The 19,557-nt window shown below is 71.9% G+C and carries 19 protein-coding genes and 1 pseudogene; 3 read left to right on the top strand and 17 right to left on the bottom strand.

The features are described 5' to 3' along the window. Nucleotides 1–78 precede the first annotated feature (78 nt). Nucleotides 79–450, bottom strand: a complete 372-nt coding sequence (gene hpf / locus VK501_RS18755) for a ribosome hibernation-promoting factor, HPF/YfiA family (RefSeq protein WP_324340040.1) — start codon at nt 448–450, stop codon at nt 79–81. Between the two features lie 101 nt (nt 451–551). After that, nucleotides 552–1,283, bottom strand: a complete 732-nt coding sequence (locus VK501_RS18750; protein WP_324340038.1) for a ComF family protein — start codon at nt 1,281–1,283, stop codon at nt 552–554. A gap of 37 nt (nt 1,284–1,320) precedes the next feature. On the opposite strand from VK501_RS18750, the gene VK501_RS18745 reads away from it, so the two are divergent. Next, complete coding sequence (locus VK501_RS18745) at nt 1,321–2,160, top strand: cytochrome c oxidase assembly protein (protein ID WP_324340037.1); 840 nt, start codon at nt 1,321–1,323, stop codon at nt 2,158–2,160. Between the two features lie 262 nt (nt 2,161–2,422). Here VK501_RS18745 and VK501_RS18740 read toward each other — a convergent pair whose 3' ends face one another. The 12 genes from VK501_RS18740 to VK501_RS18685 form a co-directional block, all read right to left on the bottom strand. Beyond that, on the bottom strand, nt 2,423–3,766 hold the full coding sequence (locus VK501_RS18740; protein WP_414641193.1) for a UTP--glucose-1-phosphate uridylyltransferase: 1,344 nt from the start codon (nt 3,764–3,766) through the stop codon (nt 2,423–2,425). Between the two features lie 39 nt (nt 3,767–3,805). Beyond that, nucleotides 3,806–4,477 (bottom strand): PKD domain-containing protein, encoded by a 672-nt coding sequence (locus VK501_RS18735; protein ID WP_324340033.1) that lies wholly within the window; start codon nt 4,475–4,477, stop codon nt 3,806–3,808. Nucleotides 4,478–4,610: 133 nt separating this feature from the next. Then, entirely contained in the window at nt 4,611–5,855 is a 1,245-nt protein-coding gene (locus tag VK501_RS18730) for an adenosylhomocysteinase (RefSeq protein WP_324340031.1), read from the bottom strand. Between the two features lie 117 nt (nt 5,856–5,972). Then, complete coding sequence (gene ahcY / locus VK501_RS18725; protein ID WP_324340029.1) at nt 5,973–7,418, bottom strand: adenosylhomocysteinase; 1,446 nt, start codon at nt 7,416–7,418, stop codon at nt 5,973–5,975. Continuing rightward, entirely contained in the window at nt 7,415–7,801 is a 387-nt protein-coding gene (locus VK501_RS18720; RefSeq protein WP_324340027.1) for a MerR family transcriptional regulator, read from the bottom strand. Before VK501_RS18720 ends, ahcY begins: the two co-directional genes overlap by 4 nt. A gap of 46 nt (nt 7,802–7,847) precedes the next feature. Beyond that, complete coding sequence (locus VK501_RS18715) at nt 7,848–8,375, bottom strand: hypothetical protein (RefSeq protein ID WP_324340025.1); 528 nt, start codon at nt 8,373–8,375, stop codon at nt 7,848–7,850. 234 nt (nt 8,376–8,609) lie between these two features. Continuing rightward, a complete protein-coding gene (locus VK501_RS18710; protein WP_324340023.1) occupies nt 8,610–9,674 on the bottom strand; it encodes a bifunctional phosphoglucose/phosphomannose isomerase in 1,065 nt (354 codons plus the stop codon). Nucleotides 9,675–9,685: 11 nt separating this feature from the next. Continuing rightward, nucleotides 9,686–10,807, bottom strand: a complete 1,122-nt coding sequence (locus tag VK501_RS18705; protein ID WP_324340021.1) for an NDP-sugar synthase — start codon at nt 10,805–10,807, stop codon at nt 9,686–9,688. Further along, nucleotides 10,807–12,096 carry a UDP-glucose/GDP-mannose dehydrogenase family protein gene (locus VK501_RS18700; protein WP_324340019.1) on the bottom strand — a complete coding sequence of 430 codons (1,290 nt, stop codon included), beginning with the start codon at nt 12,094–12,096 and terminating at the stop codon, nt 10,807–10,809. Before VK501_RS18700 ends, VK501_RS18705 begins: the two co-directional genes overlap by 1 nt. 102 nt (nt 12,097–12,198) lie before the next feature. After that, a complete protein-coding gene (locus tag VK501_RS18695; protein ID WP_324340017.1) occupies nt 12,199–13,689 on the bottom strand; it encodes an LCP family protein in 1,491 nt (496 codons plus the stop codon). Continuing rightward, nucleotides 13,686–15,248, bottom strand: a complete 1,563-nt coding sequence (locus VK501_RS18690) for an LCP family protein (RefSeq protein ID WP_324340016.1) — start codon at nt 15,246–15,248, stop codon at nt 13,686–13,688. Before VK501_RS18690 ends, VK501_RS18695 begins: the two co-directional genes overlap by 4 nt. Next, nucleotides 15,245–16,384 carry a M20 family metallopeptidase gene (locus VK501_RS18685; protein ID WP_324340015.1) on the bottom strand — a complete coding sequence of 380 codons (1,140 nt, stop codon included), beginning with the start codon at nt 16,382–16,384 and terminating at the stop codon, nt 15,245–15,247. The genes VK501_RS18690 and VK501_RS18685 overlap by 4 nt, the downstream gene beginning before the upstream one ends. 84 nt (nt 16,385–16,468) lie before the next feature. On the opposite strand from VK501_RS18685, the gene VK501_RS18680 reads away from it, so the two are divergent. Together VK501_RS18680 and VK501_RS18675 are read left to right on the top strand one after the other, a co-directional pair. Further along, on the top strand, nt 16,469–17,581 hold the full coding sequence (locus VK501_RS18680) for a saccharopine dehydrogenase family protein (RefSeq protein WP_324340014.1): 1,113 nt from the start codon (nt 16,469–16,471) through the stop codon (nt 17,579–17,581). 93 nt (nt 17,582–17,674) lie between these two features. Beyond that, complete coding sequence (locus VK501_RS18675) at nt 17,675–18,001, top strand: hypothetical protein (RefSeq protein ID WP_324340013.1); 327 nt, start codon at nt 17,675–17,677, stop codon at nt 17,999–18,001. Here the strand turns inward: VK501_RS18675 and VK501_RS18670 are convergent. From VK501_RS18670 to VK501_RS18660, 3 genes and pseudogenes are all read right to left on the bottom strand, one after another. Then, nucleotides 17,998–18,567 (bottom strand): transposase, encoded by a 570-nt coding sequence (locus tag VK501_RS18670; RefSeq protein ID WP_324340011.1) that lies wholly within the window; start codon nt 18,565–18,567, stop codon nt 17,998–18,000. The two genes, VK501_RS18675 and VK501_RS18670, sit on opposite strands and share 4 nt — an antisense overlap. Before the next feature lie 273 nt (nt 18,568–18,840). Then, entirely contained in the window at nt 18,841–19,266 is a 426-nt protein-coding gene (atpC, locus tag VK501_RS18665; RefSeq protein WP_324340009.1) for an ATP synthase F1 subunit epsilon, read from the bottom strand. Further along, nucleotides 19,266–19,557: pseudogene (locus tag VK501_RS18660) on the bottom strand (F0F1 ATP synthase subunit beta); the annotation flags it as partial. The gene atpC and the pseudogene VK501_RS18660, both read right to left, overlap by 1 nt.

The raw sequence follows: 19,557 nt of genomic DNA, 5'->3' as shown, positions 1-19,557 counted from the left end.
GGAAGCTCAGCGGTCGGGGCGAACCTGTGACGTTCGCCCCTCGCGCCGAAGCCGTCCGGTCGCGGTGCGCGACCAGGCTCACATCGCGGCGGAGATGCCCTCCGAGGGCGCCATTCCGGGCGGCTGGGTGGCCGCGGCACGCGACTCCCTTCGCTTCCGCCGCTTGTCGCGGTGGCGCTTGACCTGGACCGCGAGCTCGTCGGCGCAGAGGTTGATCGAGTGGACCATGTCCCGCGAGGAGTCGCTGGCGCGCAGGGTCGTCCCCTTGACGCGCAACGTCGCCTCGGCCACGTAGGAGTCCGGGTTGGAGGGGTTCTGGTGCTCCCAGATCTCCACCTCCAGGGATGCGAGCTCCGACACCTGCTTGCCCACCTTGGCGAAGCGCTTCTCCACGTGTTCCCGGATGTCGTCCGAGACGGTCATGTGGCGGCCCTTGACCTCGATCTGCATGCGGCCCTCCTGGGGCTGGGATCTCTTGGCCTCCACCACGGTAGCCCTGCACGGCCGATCCGGCAATACCTCTCGACACCTTGTCAACCCACGCACAGCTTTCAGGTCGATGTACGTGCATAGGCGACGGTGCGGACGTCGCGCGCGCCGGCCGCGCGCAGCGCCTGCGCGCAGGCGTGGAGCGTCGCGCCGGTGGTGTGCACGTCGTCGACAAGGATGGCCACGGGCGGCACCGCCGCCCCGCTGCGCACTGCCACGGGCAGGCGTCCGTCGGCCAGCCGCGCCGCCCGCCCGGCGCCCGCCTGACGCCCGGCGCGGGACACGGCTCGGCCGAGCACCGGCGCGACCGCCAGCCCGCACCGCGGCGCCAGCTCGCCGGCCAGCCGCGCCGCGTGGTCGACACCGCGGCGCCGGCGGCGCAGCGGATCGGCCGGCACCGGGACGAGCGCCGCGCCCTCGCCCGCCCACTGCCCGGGCGCCGCGAGCGCCGCGAGCTGGGCGGCCATCAGCCGGGCGACCGCGAGCGCGCCGCGCTCCTTGAGCCCGGCGACCAGCGCCGGCACGGGGCCGGCGTAGGCCACCACCGCCCACGCGCCGGCGAAGGCGAGGTCGCGCGCCGGACACCGCGTCCCGCACGGCGCGGGCAGCGCGCAGCGCCGGCAGAGGTCCGGTCCGAGCCACGGCAGCGCGAGGCGGCAGTCGCGGCACAGGACGTCGCGCGGCGCGATGTCGCCGCCGCGCCGGCAGGCCAGGCAGGCGGGTGGCGCGAGGAGTCCGAGGAGCGAGCCGAGCATCCCGCGGACGTTGCCGGCCGACGTGTGACGGATCCACACCCGTCTGCCACGACTCCGCGGTGACACAATCGCACGCGTGCTCGCCGCCGCGGCCGACACCTCGTTCTCCCTCGCCCCCGGGCCGATCGTCATCGTCCTCGTGCTCACGGTCGGCTACGTCGTGCGCTGGCGGCGTGTCCGCGCGGCGGGCAGCACGCGCGGCGCGACCTGGGGCCGGCTGCTGGCGTGGCTGGGCGGCGTGCTGTGCCTCGCCGTCGCGCTGATCTCGCCGCTCGACACGCTGGCCGACCAGGTCTTCGCGATGCACATGATCCAGCACGTGCTGCTGCTGGACTTCGCGCCGATCCTGATGATCCTCGGGCTCAGCAAGGTCCTGCTGCGCCCGATCGCCCGGCAGGTGCTCGACGTCGAGCGGGCGCTGGGGCCCATCGCGCATCCGGCGTTCGCGGTCGCGCTGTACGTCGGCTTCATGTGGCTCTGGCACGTCCCCGCCATGTACGACGCGGCCCTCAGCCACTCCGCCGTCCACGTCCTGGAGCACACGTGCTTCCTGACGGCCGGGTTCCTCTATTGGTGGCACCTGCTCTCCCCCGTGCGCAGCCGCAGCATGACCGGCCTGACGCCGGTGGCCTACATGGCCTCGACGAAGGTGCTCGTCGGCCTGCTGGGCATCTTCCTGACCTTCGCGCCGGACTCGATCTACAGCTTCTACGAGCACGCGCCGCGCGTCTGGGGCCTGAACCCCGGCGACGACCAGGCGCTCGCCGGCGCGATCATGGCCATCGAGCAGTCCGTCGTCATGGGCATCGCGCTCGCCTTCCTCTTCGTCCGCGCGCTCGACGAGTCCGAACGCGAGCAGCAGCGCGCCGAGCGCCTCGAAGACGCGCACGACGCGGCGACGAGCACGGCGCCGTAGGCGCGGGGGCGGCGCGGGCGGGGTTGGCGTTCCGCTCGAGGCGTTCGGGTCTTCTCGCGACCCCCAAGTGCCATCGATCTCGGCGAACGGCACTTAGACGTTGAGATGCAACGTCCAGGTGCCGTTCGTCTCCCACGCGCCGTCGGCAGACCCGGGCGCTCGCACCACACCCGAACATCCGGTCGTCATCGCCCCCGAACCACGCCCCGCCCGGCGACCGCCGCCCGCGCTGGGCGCCGACAACGCCAGGCGCCCGCCGCCCCTACCCGCGCTCGCCCTCCAGCACCGTGCCGTCCGCGATCTCCGCCGGCCCCTCGACGGTGATCTCGCCGCGGACGGTCACGCCAGCGCCGAACGTCACGTCGCCGTGGACGTGCAGCGCGTCGCAGCCGACCAGCGACGGCGCGCCCCGCGGGAAGCGCGCGTCGAAGTCGGCGACCAGCTTGTAGTGGTGGCTGTCGAGGTCGACGAACGGCGGCACGCCCTGCCGCTGCGGCGCGAGGTGCACCGCGCGGCCCTCGCCGATCACGTAGGCGTCGGAGCGCAGCGACAGCAGGTCGTTGGTCGTCTTGACCGGCACGAAGCGCGAGCGCGGGACGCGCAGCGCGGCCGCGCCCTCGAAGACGCCGATCGCCGCGCCCATCGCGGTCTCCAGCTGGATGACCGGCGTGGAGGAGGTGTCGCCGGGGTCGACCGTCTTGCGGTTGACGATCATCGGCAGGTCGATGACGCCGGCGCCGGACAGGACGTCGCGCAGCGCGTGCAGGTCGACCCAGAGCGTGTTGGTGTTGAAGTACCGGTGGCGCGCGGTGTCCTGGAACGCCTCGACGTCCTCGCCGGGCGTCTGGGCGATCTCGCGCAGCACGAGCCCGCCGTCGGACCGGCGGCGGGCGAGGTGCCCGCCCTTGCGGTCCGAGGAGGTGCGGTCGGCGACCTCCATCAGGAAGGGCGCGCGGGACTGCGCGAGCCACGCCAGGATCCGCGGGTCGAGCACGGCGCCGAGGTTGTCGGAGTTGGACACGAACGCGTAGCGGTAGCCGTCCGCGATCAACGCCTCCAACATCCCCGAGGTCACGAGCGCGGTGTACAGGTCGCCGTGCCCGGGCGGCGCCCACTCCAGCGCCGGGTCGTCGGGCCACTCGGCGGGCGCGAGGTCGTCCTCGCGGATCTTCGGCACCTTGTTCTGGACGAAGTCGGCGGGCAGCCCGGCCGACAGGTCGTCGTAGCGCGCCAGCGCGGCGAGCGAGTCGTCGCGCGTCGCGAAGGAGTTCATGAGGATTAGCGGCAGGCGCGCACCGCTGCGCCGGCGCCGGTCGAGGATCTGCTCGGCGATGAGGTCGAGAAACGTCCTTCCGCCCTTGACCTCGAGCAGCGACTTGGCCTTCGTCATGCCCATGCTCGTGCCCAGGCCGCCGTTGAGCTTGATCACGACGGCCTGGTCCAGCAGCTCCGGGCTCGCCGTCTCCTGCAGGTCCTCGGCGTCGGGGAGGCCGGCGACCGGCTCGATCTCGGACTCGGCGAGCGTGCCGGTCTCCCCGGCCCGGAGGCGCTCGTACTGGCGCGCGAAGCTCTCCACCGCCGCGTCGCCGAGCCCCTCGGCGCGCATCTTCTCGATCGCTGACTGCAGGCCGTCCACGGCCGGAACCTACCGCGCGACCGGCACGCGGTAGGTGGCAGTGCCCCAGATCGAGGCCACGCGGACCGGGCCGCGGAACGCGGTGGCGCGGACCTGCGTGCGGCGCCCGAGGCGCGAGCGCGCGCGGGGGCCGAGCTTGACGTGCACGATGCGCGGGCCGCCGCCGGCGACGCTGAACGACCGCTGGGCCAGCAGGAACGGCGTGCGGTGGCTGCCCTTGAGCGCGACGATCCGCACCGTCCCGCGGCAGCGCTTCGCTCCGCGGCAGCGAAGCTCGACCCGCAGGCGGCTGTGACGCAGGCGAACCGCCGCCGCACGGACGACCACCTCGGGCGCGGCGGTCACGCCCGGCACCAGCGTCGTGCCGAGCGGCTTCAGCGAGGAGGCCGTGCGATCGATGCCGGTCACGACGATCGGGTGCCCCAGGATCGTCGAGGCGCCGCCGGAGTCCGTCGCGGTGAGCGCGACGACGTGGCGCCCGGGATGCGCGAAGGCCACCGAGAGCCAGCTGCTCTCGACGTCCAGCACCTGCCCGTCGATCGACCACGTGTACTCCATGAGGTCGCCGTCGGGATCGGTCGTGCCCGAGCCGTCGAAGGCCACGGCCCCGCCGGTGACGGCCGTGCCGGGCGCGGCCACCGTGACCACGGGCGCGGCGGCGAGCGCCGGGGCGGCACACACGATGACGATGCTCAGCGCGACGAGGAGTGCCGCGCAGGACGGACGGGACAGGGCGATCTCTCCAGGTCGCTGGACCGGGCACGCTACTACGGCCTGACGCGCCGGTCCTGGCCGTCCGACCAGCACGCGCCGACTACTCCCAGCTGCGGCGGTACCGGCGCTGCTCGGCGGTGAGCTCGTCGAGCTCGACGCCCAGCGAGGACAGCTTGAGGCGCGCGACCTCGCGGTCGATGTCGTCGGGCACGGGGTGCACGCCGGGCGCCAGGCCGCCCCCGACGGCCGCGAGGTGCTCGACCGACAGCGCCTGCAGCGCGAACGAGAGGTCCATGACCGACGCCGGGTGGCCCTCGCCGGCCGCCAGGTTCACGACGCGGCCCGAGGCCAGGAGGTTGAGGCGCCGGCCGTCGGCCAGCGCGTGCTGCTCGACGAGCGGGCGCACCGCGCGGCCCGGGCCGCCGATCGCGCGCAGCGCCTCGAGGTCGATCTCGACGTCGAAGTGGCCCGCGTTGGCCAGCACCGCGCCGTCCTTCATGCGCTCGAAGTGGTCGCGGCCCAGCACGGCCGGGGCGCCGGTGACCGTGATGAACACGTCGCCCCGCTCGGCGGCGGCCAGCGACGGCATGACCTCGAAGCCCTCCATCCGCGCGTCGAGGCCCGCGATGGGGTCGACCTCGCAGACGACGACCTGCGCGCCGGCGCCGCGGGCGCGCAGTGCGATGCCGCGGCCGGTCGGGCCGTAGCCGAGGACAACGACGGTGCGGCCGGCCAGCAGCAGGTTCGTGGCGCGCAGGATGCCGTCGAGCGTCGACTGCGCGGTGCCGTAGTGGTCGTTGAAGACGCGCTCGGCGCGGGCCTCGTTGACCGCCAGCACGGGCCGGGCCAGGCGCCCGTCGGCCTGCATGGCGCGCAGGCGCACGAGGCCGCTCGTCGTCTCCTCGGTCCCGCCGAGGAGGCCGTCGAGCAGGTCCGGCCGCGCCGCGTGCAGCGTGACGAGCAGGTCGGCGCCGTCGTCGATCGTGATCTGCGGCACGCGGTCCAGCACGTCGGCGACGTGGCCGGCGAACGTGTCCAGGTCCTCCCCGTGCCGGGCGAAGACCTCGACGCCGTCGTCCTGCGCGAGCGCGGCGGCCACCTCGTCCTGCGTGGCCAGCGGGTTGGCGGCGCACAGGGCGACCTGCGCGCCGCCGGCCACCAGCGTCCGCGTCAGGACGGCCGTCTCCGCGGTGACGTGCAGGCACGCCGCGACGACGAGGCCGTCCAGCGGACGCTGGACGCCGAAGCGCTCGCGGATCGAGCGCAGGACGGGCATCTGGGCCTCGGCCCATTCGATGCGCGCCCCGCCCGACTCGGCAAGCGCAGGATCTGCGATGTCACTCATGGACGCTTCCAGGGCCACGGATCGTCGTCGCTGGCGCCGCGCGCCGGCCGGGTGACGTGCGACAGCACTTCCCCGGCCCGGTGCGTGGCGTCCAGCGGCGTCGAGACGTCGGCCTGGCTAGTAGCGGTAGTGGTCGGGCTTGTAGGGGCCGGCCACGGGCACGCCGATGTAGGCGGCCTGGTCGGGACGCAGCTCGGTGAGCCGGACGCCGACCGCGTCGAGGTGCAGGCGCGCGACCTTCTCGTCCAGGTGCTTGGGCAGCACGTAGACCTGCTTCTCGTAGTCGTCGTTCTTGGTGAACAGCTCGATCTGGGCGATCGTCTGGTTCGTGAACGAGTTGGACATCACGAACGACGGGTGGCCCGTCGCGTTGCCGAGGTTCAGCAGGCGACCCTCCGAGAGCAGGATGATCGTGTGGCCGTCGGGGAACTTCCACTCGTCGACCTGCGGCTTGATGTTGATCCGCGTGGCGGCCTTCTCGAGGCCGGCGACGTCGATCTCGTTGTCGAAGTGGCCGATGTTGCCGACGATGGCCTGGTGCTTCATCTTGGCCATGTCGTCGACCAGGATGATGTCCTTGTTGCCGGTCGTCGTGATGAACACGTCGGCCGTCGAGATGACGTCATCCAGGCGGGCGACCTGATAGCCCTGCATCGAGGCCTGCAGCGCGCAGATCGGGTCGATCTCGGTGACGATGACGCGAGCGCCCTGGGCGCGCAGCGACTCGGCCGAGCCCTTGCCGACGTCGCCGAAGCCGCAGACGACGGCCGTCTTGCCGGCGAGCATCACGTCGGTCGCGCGGTTGATGCCGTCGACCAGCGAGTGGCGGCAGCCGTAGAGGTTGTCGAACTTCGACTTCGTGACGGAGTCGTTGACGTTGATCGCCGGGAAGAGCAGCTCGCCCTGCTGGGCCAGCTCGTACAGGCGATGCACGCCCGTGGTCGTCTCCTCGGTGACGCCCTTGATGCCCTCGCCGATGGCGGTCCACTTGCCGGGCTCCTCGGCGACCGTGCGCTGCAGCAGCGTCAGGAAGATCCGGAACTCCTCGGACTCCGCGGCGGCCGGATCCGGCACGGCGCCGGCCTGCTCGAACTCGGTGCCCTTGTGCACGAGCATCGTGGCGTCGCCGCCGTCGTCGAGGATCATGTTGGGGCCGTCGCCCGGCCACGTCAGCGCCTGCTCGGTGCACCACCAGTACTCCTCCAGCGTCTCGCCCTTCCAGGCGAAGACGGGGACGCCCTGCGGATCCTCGGGCGTGCCGTTGGGGCCGACGGCCACGGCGGCGGCGGCGTGGTCCTGCGTGGAGAAGATGTTGCAGGACACCCAGCGGACCTCGGCGCCGAGCGCGGTGAGCGTCTCGATCAGGACGGCGGTCTGGATCGTCATGTGGAGGGAGCCCATGATGCGGGCGCCCTTCAGCGGCTGAGAAGCGGCGAACTCCTCACGGGTCTTCATCAGGCCGGGCATCTCGTGCTCGGCGAGGCGGATCTCCTTGCGGCCGAACTCGGCCAAGGACAGATCAGCGACTTTGAAGTCGGTGTGCGTGGGGGCAGTTGTGCTCATGCGGTCTCCGTGGTGGTGTGCTGTCGGGCGCGGACGGTCTCCAGGAGCTTCGAGTGCTTCTGCTGCTCGAAGCTGAGCCAGTCGTCCGCCGGGACGTCAGCCGGACGCTCGGGCCTGGCCTCGAACCACGACTCCACGGCGTCGCGGAGTCCCGCGTCGCGGCGCAGTCGTAGCGCGAAGCCGATGTCGCCCAGACCGAGGTCGTAGTCGCCGAGCAGCTCCTTGAGCGTGCGCAGGCGCTGCAGCTCGGCCGCGCCGTAGAGGCGATAGCCGGCCGCCGAACGCTGGGGCTCGATCAGCCCGTTGCGCTCGATGTAGCGGAGCATGCGGGGTGACCACCCCGTCGTCTCCGCGGCCTCGTGGATGGTGAGGGCGTCCGTCAACGTCCCCAACCTTACCACGATCGTGTCAAGGTTTGGACGGGCGCGGTCAGCCGGTGGCGCGCAGCACGGTCGCCCGCGCCTTGTGCTGCTGCTCGTACAGGCGCACGACGGCCTTCGTCGCCGCGTCGGAGCCGCGCACGCGCTGGACGACGACGGTCGCCGCCATGCCGTCGTAGCCGTCCCACGGCTCGTCGACGGTGATCGCGCTGCCGACGTCGGCGGCCGGGCCGAAGGACTCCACGACGGTCGCCTCGGTGTCCACGTGCCCGTTGTCGGCGACCGGGCGGAGGTCGGGGCGGCCCGCGACGGGCGTGCGCGGCGGGCGGGCGGACAGGGGCGCGGGCGGCGGCGGGGCCTGGGCGGCCTCGCGCTCCACGCGGCGGGCGATCGCCTCCTCGGCGGTCGGCGGGGGCGGCGGGGGCGGTCCGTCGCCCGCGGCGGGGACCGGCGACGCGGCCGGGGCGCGCTCCGGCGCGGGGACCCAGGTCGCGTCGTCGTCGTCGTCCTCGCGGCGCAGCAGGCGGCGCAGCAGCATCTCGAGCAGGAGGAAGGGCAGGCGGAAGAGGAGCACCATGCTCCTCCCGATTCCCGGCCGGTCGCCCGCCCAACCGCGGGCGTTGCCCGCGAGGAGCGTGGGTCCCTCACCCGCCGCGGGTTTCGCCCCCTGGGCGAAGACCCGCAAGGGAACCTGGCCCTCTGGGCCAGTGTTCCCGTAGGAGACTGTGTCGCTATCGCGACGGGGGACCCACCTCCGGCGGCGACGGCTGGCCGTCGTGGGCCTCGGCCTCGCTGGCCGCCTACGGCACCCCTAGCGCTGGGCCAGCCGCTCCTTGAGCTGGTCGATCAGGCCGACCGGCCCGGGATCGACGCCGCGCAGCGCGGCGAGGTAGACCGAGACGAGGTCGCCGAGCAGCACCATCGAGAACACGCGCTCGAACGACGTCGTGCCGCGCGTCTGCACGCGGAAGGTGCCGCCGCTGGCCTCGGAGCGGATCAGGTTCTCGGTCAGGTCCACGCGGTCGGCGATCCGCGGATGCGTGTCGCTGTCCTCGAGGAAGATCGCGGAGAAGCGCGCCAGCTCGGCCGCGCCGGTCCAGCCGACGAGCTCGTTGTGGTCGGCCTCGGGCAGCTCGTGCCAGAACGCCGGGAGCTTCGCGTTCTCGTTGAGCTGGGTCTTCCAGCGGTAGCCGATCGTGGTCGTCAGCCCGGCGCCGTAGACGACCGGGACGGTGCCGACGATCCCTCGCGCGAGGTTCTTGGCCTCGGACTCGTCGGGCGCCTCGGGGCCCCACTCGACGACGAGCTCCTCGAGGTGCTCGGCGGCGACGTCGATGTCCGACGCGCAGCGCGGGCCGGCGCCGCAGCGAAACGCGACCTCCAGGGCCGCAACCGTCATGTAGGCGACCGCGGCGCGCGGCTGCAGGCCGCCGGCGACGGGGATGACCGGCACGCCGTCGGCGCGGGCCAGCTCGGCGAGCTTGCCGCCGCTGGTCGCCACAACGCGCGTGGCGCCGAGCGCCCCCGCGGCCTCGTAGCAGGCGAGGGTCTCCTCGGTGTCGCCCGAGTAGCTGGAGCACAGCACGGTCGTGTCGGGCGTCGTCCACGGCGGCAGGCCGTAGGCGCGCGCCGCGAGGATCGGCCGCGAGGCCGTGTCGCCCAGCGCGGCACGCGCCAGCGCGCCGCCGATCGCCGATCCGCCCATGCCCGCGACGACGAGGCCCGCAGGGCTGTCCCACTCGCTCAGCTGCGCCGACTCGGCCTTCCACAGCGCGTCGCGCAGGTGCTCGGGAATCGCGAGCACGTCGGTCAGCTGGTCGGTCGAGTCGATGCGACCGATGCTGTCGCGATCGAGCTCCGAGTTGGTCGTCGTCATCTCTGGACTCCTTAGAACTTGATCGCCCCGGGCGGAAGCTCCGTCCCGGGAAACACCTTGATCCCTGCCGTCAGCACGTTCCCTTCACCGACGAGGACGTCCTCGCCGATCACCGCGCCGCCCCGCACGATCGCACCCTTCTCGATGCGTGTTCGCGGGCCGACGATGCAGTCGGTGACCTCGCATCCGGCACCGATGGTCGCACCATCGAGCACCACGGCGCGTTCCACGCGCGCCCCGGGACCGACGGTGACGCCCGCGCCGAGCACCACGAGGCTGCCCACATGGGCGCCCTCGGCGATGGTGCAGCCCGCGCCGACGTGGGCCGGCGGCACGATGCGCCCGTGCGCCTGGACGTCGCCGGCGACGGCCATGAACCCGGCGCCCAGCGCGTCGAGCACCTCGGTGCGCACGTTGCCCTCGAGGATGTCGAACGTCCCCTGGAGGTAGCGCTCCGGCGTCCCGATGTCCATCCAGTAGGCGCCGTCGGCGACCGCTCCGGCCAGGCCCTGGCCGACGAGGCGGGGCCAGACCTCGCGCTCGATCGAGACGTTCTGGCCGGCGGGGATCAGGTCCAGCACCGCGCGCTGCAGCACGTAGATGCCGGCGGAGATCAGGTAGCGGTCGATGCCGACCAGCTGGTTGGGCGCGGGCTTCTCCAGGAAGCCGGTGACCGCGTGGTCGGCGTCGCAGAGCACGAGCCCGTAGGCCGACGGGTCCTCGACGGCCACGAGGCCGAGGGTGCCCACGGCGCCGGTGCGCTCGTGCTGGGCGATCTGGGCGCCGACGTCGACGTCGGTCAGCACGTCGCCGTTGAGCATCAGGAAGCGCGCGTCGAGGGGGATCTGCTCGTCGACGTACTTGAGCGCGCCGGCGGTGCCGCGGGGCGTGGGCTCGCGGACGTAGCGCAGGCGCATGCCCATCGACGAGCCGTCGCCGAGCGCCTCCTCGACCTTGACCGGCTCGAAGCCGCAGCTGAAGATGACGTCGTCGACGCCGTGGCCGCGAAGCCACTGCAGCATGTAGGTCATGAACGGCCGGTCGACGAGCGTGATGACCGGCTTGGGCTGCCGCGACGTCAGCGGCCGCAGGCGCGTTCCCTCCCCGCCGACGAGGATGACGGCCTGCGCCACTAGTGACCTCGGCCGACGCCCTCGTAGGTGAGCCCGGCGGCGCGGACCGCTTCGGGGTCGAGCGCGTTGCGCCCGTCGATGAGCAGGTCGCCGTTCATCGCGGCGGCGACCGCGGTGAAGTCCAAGGACTTGAACTCGTCCCACTCGGTGACGAGCACGACGGCGTCGGCGTCCTTGACCACCTCGAGCGCGCCCGGGGCGAACTCGACGCCGGTGATGAGCTTGCGCGCCTCGGTCTCGGCGATCGGGTCGTAGGCGACGACCGTCGCGCCGGCGGCCTGCAGGCGCGCGCTGAGCACGAGCGACGTCGCCTCGCGCATGTCGTCGGTGTTCGGCTTGAAGGCGAGGCCGAGCAGGCCGACGCGCTTGCCCACGAGCGAGCCGAGGTGCTTCTGCAGCTTGCCCATGACCCGGCGCTTCTGCAGCTCGTTGACCTCGATGACCGAGTTCAGCAGCTGGAAGTGGTAGCCCGAGTTGCCGGCCAGCTGCTTGAGCGCGGTGACGTCCTTGGGGAAGCACGAGCCGCCGAAGCCGAGGCCGGCCTGCAGGAACTTCGGGCCGATGCGGTCGTCCAGGCCCATGCCCTTGGCGACCTCGACGACGTCGGCGCCGGTCTCCTCGCACACGTTGGCGATCTCGTTGATGAAGGAGATCTTCGTGGCCAGGAAGGCGTTGGAGGCCAGCTTGACCATCTCGGCGCTGTTGATGTCGGTGCGCACCTGCGGCGCGTCCAGCGGCGAGTAGAGCTCCGCTACGGCGTCGCCGGCCCAGTCGCCGTCGTCGCCGATGACGACGCGGTCGGGATGCAGGAAGTCCTTGACCGCCGAGCCCTCCTTGAGGAACTCGGGGCAGGAGACGTAGCGGAACTGGTCCTTGCCCGTCTGCTGGAAGAGGCGCTTGATCGACTGGCCGGTGCCGGCCGGGACGGTCGACTTCATCACGAGCGCGTGATGGTCGGAGACCGGCATCGAGTTGACGACGGCGTGCACGGCGCTGAGGTCGGCGTCGCCTGAGTAGGTGGGCGGCGTGCCGACGGCGACGAACAGCAGGCGCGCGTGGTTCAGCGCCTCGCTGATGTCGGTGCTGAAGTGCAGCCGCTCGCGGTTGCGAGCGATCAGCTCCTCGAGCCCGGGCTCGTAGATCGGGATCTCGCCCTGCTCGAGCCGCTGGACCTTGTCGGCGTCGATGTCGACGCAGTAGACGTCGCTGCCGAGCTCTGCGAAACCCGCCGCGGTGACGAGTCCTACGTAGCCGGTTCCGATGACGCCGATGGGTTCGCGCGCTGCCATGAAGCGCGAGAGGCTAGCGGAGGTGTCAGCCGACGCGCTGGCCGGTCAGCGCACTCGCCCGACCGACCGTGCGAGGGCCGCGCTCGCGCGGCCGGCCACCGTCTAGCGGACCCGCCCGACCGATCGCGCGAGGGCCAGCATCTGCTTGTTGCTCAGGGTGTGCAGCAGCGTGTTGGAGACCCAGTACACGGCCTTGCCCGAGCGCCAGGAGACGAGCCGCAGGCGGTCGCCGTCGTAGAACAGCTCGTAGTTGCGGCCCCCCATGCGGCGTCGCTCGGTCGGGTTGTCGAGGATCGGCGGCCCGGTCCAGTTCGTGCCCTGGACGCCGTAGTACTGGCCGAGGTCGTCGGTCTTGACCACGATCCGGTAGGCCCGGAACTTGTGGCCGCCGCGGTCGAAGAGGTCGTAGGCGCGGCTGTGATCGGGCAGGTACTGGCCGTCGGTCGTGACCGCCTTGGGGTAGTAGACCGAGAACGGCAGCTTGGTGGCCAGCTGGACGGCCTCGTCCTCGCCCTGGCGCGGCGCGAGCTGCAGGCCGGGCGGCAGCGTCGCGCTCGTGCGCCGGCCCTTGGCCTTCGGCTGGGTCGTCGTCTTGCCCGACGACCCGCGGGAGCCGCTGCTGGCCGTGGCGTTCATGAAGCGCGTGGTGACCGCGCGCAGGTGGTCGGGCGTGACCGTCACGAAGTCGCCGGTGATGTCCCCCGGGAAGCGCACCTCCTGGACGGGCTTCTGCGCCGAGGTCACGGCGAGCTTCAGCAGCCGCAGGATCGCCTGGTCGGAGCTGATGTCGGTCTGCGTGTAGCGCCCGAAGATCTTCAGCAGCGCCTTGCGGTCGCTGAAGACCTTGCCGACGCCGATCTGGTCCTTGGCGTCGGAGAGGAACTGCTGCTGGCGCGCGGCGCGCACGAGGTCCGTGTCGAAGTGGCGGTAGCGGACGAAGTCCAGGGCATCCTGGCCGCAGAGCTTCTGGTAGCCGGCCTTGATGTCGATCGTGGCGTAGTTCGGCCCGCCGCCGAACGGCGGGCTGTTGTCGTTGAAGTAGCGCCGATCGACGTCGCTGTAGACGCATCCGAGACGGTCGACGGCACGGCGGAACCCGCCGAAGTTCACGTTGACCACGTGGTTGATCGGGATGTGCAGGAGGTTGCGGATCGTCTTGACCGCCAGCGACGGACCGCCGATCGCGTACGCCGCGTTGATCTTGTCGGTGCCGTGGCCGGGGATCCGGACCTTGAGGTCGCGCGGCAGGGACATGACCGAGGTCGCGCCCTTGTCCGGGTCCAGCCGCAGCAGGATGATCGTGTCCGAGCGCACCGGCGTCTTGGCCTTGATGTCGACGAAGCGCCGGTCGGAGCCGAGGATCAGGATGGTCTGCGGGCCGCCGGCGTCCACCCCGTCCAGCGCGCCCTGCACGCCCTCGAGCTTCTGGGAGTTCTTGAAGAAGAGCGTCGTGTCGTCCTTGAGCTCCAGCAGGACCGCGGAGGCGACGGTCGCGGCGCTGGAGAGCATGACGACCAGCACGCCCAGCAGGAAGCGCTTGTACATCCCGAAGGCGAGGCGGGGCGGGCGGTCGTCGGTGGGGTTCGTGCTCACGAGCCGATGTGCGTCATGGACCCTGCGATGCCCAGCATCTGGGCGTTGGACAGCGTCAGCGTGAGGCTGTTGGACACCCAGTACACGGCATCCTTGCGCTTCCAGGCCACGTACCGCAGCCGGCTGCCCGCCTTGAAGAGCAGCAGCCTGCGACCGTTGACCGTCGTCGTCGACGTCGGGTTGGCCAGCAGCGGCGGCGTCAGCCAGTCCGTGCCCTGCACGCCGTAGTAGCTGCCCTCCTGGAGGTTCTCCAGGACGACGAGGCGGTAGGCGCGGTGCGGGTGGCCGGCCCGGTCGCGCAGCGTGTAGACGCGCGGGCTCGGGTCGGTGGTCGTCCCGTCCTTGACGGTGCTCGCGTAGCGCCCGTTGGGCGTGAGGCGCAGCGGGAAGTACATGCGGAAGCCGAGGCGGTGGCTGGCGACCGTGCGCGCCACGAGGTTCTCGCCCTGCGTGCGCGCGCGGGTCAGCTTGGCCTTGGCCGCGCGCGCGGTGCCCGACGTGCCCTTGGCGGCCTTCGTCTTCTTGGTGGTCTTGGGCTGCTTCTTGACCTCGGGCGAGGCGTGGAAGAACTGGTCGCGCAGCTTCTGCAGCGTCGTGGCCGAGGCCTCGACGTACTCGCCCGTCGCGGCGTCGCCGGAGTAGACGGGCGGGAACTTGATCTGCGCGACCGGGTGCCCGGCCGAGAAGATGCCGAGCTTGGCGAGCTTCAGCGCGCCCTTGACCGACCGCAGGCTGTCGTCGGTCTGCGTGTTCTTCTTGAGGATCTGGATGAGCTTGCCGCGCTCGTCGATCAGCGAGGAGGTGCTCAGCTGGTCCTTGGCGGCGCGGAGGAAGTCCTGCTGGCGCGCGGCCCGCACGATGTCGGAGTCGGCGTGGCGGAAGCGCACGTAGTCCAGCGCGCGCTGACCGCAGAGCTCCTGGTAGCCGGGCTGCACGTCGATCTCGGCGTAGTGCGCCGAGACCGGCAGGCCGAGGTTGGAGTGGTAGTAGCGGCGATCGACGTCGGCGTAGACGCAGCCCAGCGCGTCCACCACCTGGCGGAAGCCCTGGAAGTTGACGTTGACGATGTGGTTGATCTTGAAGTCGGTGCCGAACAGCGACTTGATGGTCTTGGCCGTCAGGTCCGGTCCGCCCAGCGAGTAGGCCGCGTTGATCTTGTTGATCCCGTAGCCGGGGATCAGCACCTTGAGGTCGCGCGGGATCGACAGCACCGCCGTCGCCTCCTGCCGCGGGTCCATGCGGATCAGCAGGATCGTGTCCGAACGCGCCGCGACGCTCTTGCTCAGCTTCGGGTTGTTGCGCTTCAGGTCGCTCCAGCGCCGGTCCGAGCCGAGGACGAGGATCGTCTGGGGCTGGCCCGGCGGGGCCTCGGTGACCTCCTTGGACTTCAGCGGCGGCGGCGCGCCCTTGGGCGTCTCGAGCTCCTTCTTGATCTGCAGGAGGCCCGCCGTGGCGGTGGCCGCGGCCGAGAGCAGGACGATCAGCGTCAGGCTGCCGGCGGCACGCAACAGGAAGCGCAGCCCCTCGCGCGGGGCCCGGTCCTCCTTGGGGAGCCTCATGCCAGCCCGCCCTCGACCGCGTGCAGGTCCGGCCCGTCGGTGCGCTCGCGCTCCAGCCAGGCGGGCAGGAGCGTCACGAAGTCGCCGAGCGCCTGGCGGAAGCGGCGCAGCGACGCGATCGACACCCACTCCTCGGGGCCGTGGTGGCCGGCGCCGACGGGGCCGAACTCGACGGCCGGGATGCCGGCCTCCAGGAACGAGATGGCGTCGGACGCGCCGTCGCGCCCGATGCTCAGCGCCTCGCCCTCGATCGAGCGGCCGATGCCGTCGCGCAGCGCGCGGACGTACGGGTTGCTGCGCGACACCACGGCGGGCGCGCGCGTGAAGCACTTGAGGACCTCGAGGTCGGGGATCGCGCGGATCTGCGCGAGGATCTCCCCCGGGTCCTGTGTCGGCAGGAAGCGGATGTCGACGTCCATGGTGCAGCGATCGGGCACCTTGTTGAAGGCGTCGCCGCCCTCGATGCGGGCGAGGTTGATCGACGGGCGGTCGAAGAGGTCCGAGGACTCGCGGCTGAAGGGCAGCGTCTCGATGCGCCGGAACGCGTCGTGGGCCTTGAGGATCGCGTTGTCGCCCAGCCACGGCGTCGAGCCGTGCGCCGCGACGCCGCGGATCGCGACGCGGACGGCCAGGACGCCCTTGGCCTGGATGCCGATGTGCAGGTCGGTCGGCTCGCCGGTGAGGGCGAAGTCGCCGCGATAGCCGCCCGCGACGATGACGTCGGTCGAGCGGCTCGACACGTCGTCGGACTCCTCGTCGGGCACGCAGATGAAGCGCACGCGGACCTTGTCCTGCTCGCAAACGTCCTTGACGGCGCACATCATGGCGGCCAGCGCGCCCTTCATGTCGTAGGCGCCGCGGCCGATCAGCCGGTCGCCCTCGACACGGGGCTCGAACTGGGCCGGGAAGGCGGGCACGACGTCGAGGTGGCTGTGGAGGATCACGGTCGGCGGCTTGGCGTCGGCCGGCGGGCCGACGTCGACCATCACGACGGGCAACCCGTCGTGATCGAGGCTTCGCACCTCGAGCTCCCGCGACTCCAGCCAGCCCTTGACGAAGCCGGCCGCAGCGCGGAGCCCGTCGAGCGAGGAGGTGTCGTACGTGATCAGCCGCTCGGCCAGGACGCGTTCGTCCATCCGGATGGAGGGTACTGACCGCAGGGGCGGCGCAAGCTGGCGCAACCCGTCACCTGACAACGCTCCTGAAGGTAGGGTCGCCGGATGGCTGGCCGCATCGTCCTGTTCGGAGCGACCGGGTACACCGGCGAGCTCACGGCCCGCGAGCTGGCGGGGCGCGGTGAGCGCCCCGTGCTCGCGGCGCGCAACGAGGCGCGCGTGCGTGCCCTGGCCGACGAGCTCGGGGGCCTGGAGTGGGCCCTCGCCGATGTCGGCGGGGCGGGCGGGACCGCATCCGTGCGCGCGCTCGTGGAGCGGGGCGACGTGCTGCTGTCGACCGTCGGCCCGTTTGCCCGCTGGGGCGCGCCGGCGGTGGAGGCGGCGATCGACGCGGGCGCCCATTACGTCGACTCCACGGGCGAGACGCCGTTCATCCGCGACGTGTTCGAGCGCTACGGCCCGCGGGCGGCCGCGGCGGGATCGGCGCTGCTGACCGCGATGGGCTACGACTGGGTGCCGGGCAACCTCGCGGGCGCGCTGGCGCTGCGTGACGCCGGGCCCGAGGCGGTGCGCGTCCGGATCGGGTACTTCCTGACCGGCGGCGGGGGCGCCGGCTCGATGAGCGGCGGGACCCGCGCGTCGGCCGCCGGCGTGATGCTCGAGCCGAGCTTCGCGTGGCGCGGCGGACGGCTGGTCACCGAGCGTGGCGGGGCGCGCGGGCGCAGCTTCGCCCTCGACGGCTCGGCGCGCAAGGGGCTGTCGGTCGGCTCGACGGAGCACTTCGGGCTTCCGGCGGCGTTTCCCGGGCTGCGCGAGGTCGACGTCTACCTCGGCTGGTTCGGCGGCGCGACCGACGCGGTCCGGGCGTTCGCGCTCGGCGCCTCGCTGCTGGGCAAGGTGCCCGGCGTGCGGCCCGCGCTCAACGAGCTGGTGGCGCGCACGGTGCGCGGCAGCAGCGGCGGCCCCGACGCCGACGCGCGCGCGGCCAGCGGCGCGACGGTCGTCGCCGAGGCGCAGGACGCCGGCGGCCGCACGCTCGCCTCTGCGCGCCTCGAGGGCGTCAACGGCTACGACTTCACCGCCGGCATGCTGGCTTGGAGCGCGCATGCCGCGGCGACCGGCCGCGTGCACGGGGTGGGCGCGCTCGGACCCGTCGAGGCCTTCGGACTGGACGCCCTGGTCGAGGGATCGCGCTCCGCCGGAATCGAGCGCGTCTGATGACCGCCCAATGCACCGGCACCTAGAACGCCACTTTCCGATCACCCGTCCAGTTGGCCACAAGTTCTCGTGGGCGGCGCCGTTGAAGGGGGCATGGACGTCGAACGGCACCGTTCGCCGGAGACCTCGGGGCTCGAGACCTGCACGGCCTGCCACCGGCCGTTCGTCGTCCCGATCGCGATGCTCGACCTCGTCGACGAGGGCCTCTACCTGCTCGCGTTGCTCTGCACGAACTGCGACCGCCTGTCGGTCGGGATCCACGAGGACGCCGAGCTCGAGCAGCTCGAGCACGAGGACGCCGCGGCGATCTCCCAGATCGAAGCCGCGCTCGAGGTCATCGAGGTCAGCCGCTTCATCGACGGCCTCGACGGCTTCACCCGCGCGCTGGCCGCCGACCTGGTCCTGCCCGAGGACTTCTAGGCGCGCGGCCGGGCGAGCCGGTCGGCGACGTATGTCACATACCGCTGCACCGGATCGCCGCCGGCGGCCCCGAAGTGCCACAGCAATCGCGCGACGTCGAGCCAGGGCGGCGGCGCCATGCGCGCCGACGCAACCGTCGCCGCGTGGCTGCTCCACGGCCACTGCTCCGGCCGTCGGCAGAGGCCTGCCTCGACGGGATTGACCGCGACGTACGCGGCAGCCGCCCAGAGCTGGGCATCATCGCGGACGAGCACTGAGCCGAACCGGCCCTGGAACAGATGCCCGCGTCGATCATGGCGCTGGTTGAACCCGCGGGCGTAGTCGCCATGCAGCCGGCGCATCCCGTCGCCCAGGTTTGCGCTGGGCGTCTCCACGAGCAGGTGGACGTGGTTGGACATGAGGCAGTACGCCAGGCACCGCCAGCCCTGGAGCAGCACGGCCCGCGCCAGCTCGGTGAGGTACCGGGCGCGGTCGACGTCGTCCACGTAGATGTCGCAGCCGTCGTTGCCTCGGGCATACACGTGATGAACGCCGCCCTCGAGCTCGTCGCGCAGTTTCCTGGCCATGTCCCATCAAGGCCGCAGCGCGAACGTTCTCACCCCCTCGGGGGCCAGTCCCCTTCATGAAGGGGTCAGTCCCCTTAATACGCGGAGGGCTGCAAGTACGCGGGGTTTGGCTCGGTGCGTTTGTTAAGGGGTCAGTCCCCTTAACATTAACAAACTGTTAAGGGGTCAGTCCCCTTAACAAACTGGGCATCGGTCCCCTGGGCATCGGCGCGGGAACGACCGAGGGCCGGCGTTTGCCGGCCCTCGGTGCACGTTCGGTGCTGCTGGGTGCTGCTAGTGCTCGGACCCGCCGCCCTGCGCCAGGGTCAGGAAGGCCTCGGTGCGGCGCTTCTCGCGGCCGGCGACGCGCGCGGCCTCGGAGCCCTCGTCGGCCTGCTCGAGCTCGCGCTCGGCGGTCCGGAGCTTCTCCTGCAGCTCGGAGACGTCGAGGCTGGTCGGATCGACCGCCTCCTCGACCAGGATCAGCACGCGACCCTCGGAGACCTGCACGTAGCCCTCGCCCTGCGCGAGCGCGACCACGTCGCTCTCGCTCTTGTAGAGGCGCAGCTCGGTCGGCTCCAGCATCCCCAGCAGCGGCTGGTGGTGGGCCAGGATGCCGATCGAGCCGACCGTCGTGCGGGTCGAGACCATCTCGACCTCGTCGTTGAAGACCTCGCCCTCGGGGGTGAGGACCTCGGCGGTGAAGGTCGTGCGGGCCACTAGTTGTCGCCCTTGGCGGCGGCCACCACGTCCTCGATCGTGCCCTTGAGCAGGAACGCCGACTCGGGGAGGTCGTCGTGCTGGCCCTCGAGGATCTCCTTGAACGAGCGGATCGTGTCGGCGATCGGGACATAGGCGCCCGGGGTGCCGGTGAACTGCTCGGCGACGTTGAACGGCTGCGACAGGAAGCGCTCGATCTTGCGGGCGCGCTGCACGGTCACCTTGTCCTCGTCGCTGAGCTCGTCGATGCCGAGGATCGCGATGATGTCCTGCAGCTCCTTGTAGCGCTGC

This window comes from Baekduia sp. (genome assembly GCF_035318805.1).
GTDB lineage: Bacteria > Actinomycetota > Thermoleophilia > Solirubrobacterales > Solirubrobacteraceae > Baekduia.
Note: the sequence above shows the minus strand (reverse complement) of the source record. Positions and strands in the feature narration are given on the sequence as shown.

Coding starts and splice junctions, on each gene's coding strand:
- VK501_RS18690 (WP_324340016.1), bottom strand. CDS start 15,248: ATGAGGCTCCCCAAGGAGGACCGGGCCCCGCGCGAGGGGCTGCGCTTC.
- VK501_RS18680 (WP_324340014.1), top strand. CDS start 16,469: ATGGCTGGCCGCATCGTCCTGTTCGGAGCGACCGGGTACACCGGCGAG.
- VK501_RS18710 (WP_324340023.1), bottom strand. CDS start 9,674: ATGACGACGACCAACTCGGAGCTCGATCGCGACAGCATCGGTCGCATC.
- VK501_RS18670 (WP_324340011.1), bottom strand. CDS start 18,567: ATGGCCAGGAAACTGCGCGACGAGCTCGAGGGCGGCGTTCATCACGTG.
- VK501_RS18675 (WP_324340013.1), top strand. CDS start 17,675: ATGGACGTCGAACGGCACCGTTCGCCGGAGACCTCGGGGCTCGAGACC.
- hpf (WP_324340040.1), bottom strand. CDS start 450: ATGCAGATCGAGGTCAAGGGCCGCCACATGACCGTCTCGGACGACATC.
- VK501_RS18740 (WP_414641193.1), bottom strand. CDS start 3,766: ATGCGCGCCGAGGGGCTCGGCGACGCGGCGGTGGAGAGCTTCGCGCGC.
- VK501_RS18700 (WP_324340019.1), bottom strand. CDS start 12,096: ATGGCAGCGCGCGAACCCATCGGCGTCATCGGAACCGGCTACGTAGGA.
- VK501_RS18715 (WP_324340025.1), bottom strand. CDS start 8,375: ATGGTGCTCCTCTTCCGCCTGCCCTTCCTCCTGCTCGAGATGCTGCTG.
- VK501_RS18730 (WP_324340031.1), bottom strand. CDS start 5,855: ATGAGTGACATCGCAGATCCTGCGCTTGCCGAGTCGGGCGGGGCGCGC.
- ahcY (WP_324340029.1), bottom strand. CDS start 7,418: ATGAGCACAACTGCCCCCACGCACACCGACTTCAAAGTCGCTGATCTG.
- VK501_RS18685 (WP_324340015.1), bottom strand. CDS start 16,384: ATGGACGAACGCGTCCTGGCCGAGCGGCTGATCACGTACGACACCTCC.